This is a genomic window from Aminobacter sp. P4_D5 (assembly GCF_056401815.1).
In genome coordinates, this window is record NZ_JBFUIP010000614.1 from 1 (window position 1) to 762 (window position 762).

General features: G+C 68.2%; 2 protein-coding genes. Both read right to left on the reverse strand.

What is annotated here, in order from left to right; all coding sequences use genetic code 11:
• Positions 1-170 precede the first annotated feature (170 nt).
• On the reverse strand, positions 171-533 hold the full coding sequence (locus AC1DWF_RS33875) for a DUF4242 domain-containing protein (RefSeq protein WP_476842870.1): 363 nt from the start codon (positions 531-533) through the stop codon (positions 171-173).
• A gap of 33 nt (positions 534-566) precedes the next feature.
• On the reverse strand, positions 567-762 hold a 196-nt coding region (locus tag AC1DWF_RS33880; RefSeq protein WP_476842871.1), incomplete at its 5' end, for a hypothetical protein.

The window sequence follows — 762 nt, forward strand, 5'->3', positions numbered from 1 at the left end:
GCCGGAGGGTGGGCCGAAGATCGTCAGCCTGCCGCTCTCCTTCAACCGGCGGCGCCCCTTCCCGCGACGTCCTGCGCCGAGGGTGGGCCAGCACAACAGGGAAATCCTCGGCCGGGACTAACGGTTCCGGCGGAGGAAGCGGCGCCGCCGTAACGGGCGGCGCCTTGGCCTCACAGATGCGCGGTCATCGGGTCGATGATGCCGTGCACCTCGGTCACCTTGGTGGCGGGGAAGCCGCTGAGCTTGGCGTGCTCCTGCACCGCACCTTCGGTTTCGGCCAGGTAGATGCAAAAGGTCTTGTCATCGGCGACGAAGGACTGCACCCACTGCACCCGGCCGGCGAGCTGGTCGAGCGCGCCGTTGGAGGTTGCGGCCGCCTGCTTGAGCTGAGGGCTGGTGAGACCGCCCACACCGGGCAGCTCGCGTTCGATGACATAGCGTTTCATGGTCGGTGACTCCGTGTCGTGATTGACGAAGCCGTATTCGCAGCGACCGAGCCGGATGGCCTGTTCCCGCGGGAACAGGCCATACAAGCGCGGCGCCTGTCCTCACCTCAATGGGCGCAGCTACAGCGACCGCCCGATCGCATAGCCCTCCGCCGTCGCCGCCATCGGCGCCCGCGCGACCTTCGCGTCGCCGATGAGATGCACCGGCAAGCCCGCCGTACGCAGCGGTGCCGCCAGCTCGTCGTTCGGCCTGCGCGGCGTGGAATAGGCGAAGAAGGCGACGTCCTCGACCTGGCGCTCCTGGCCTGTGTAGACA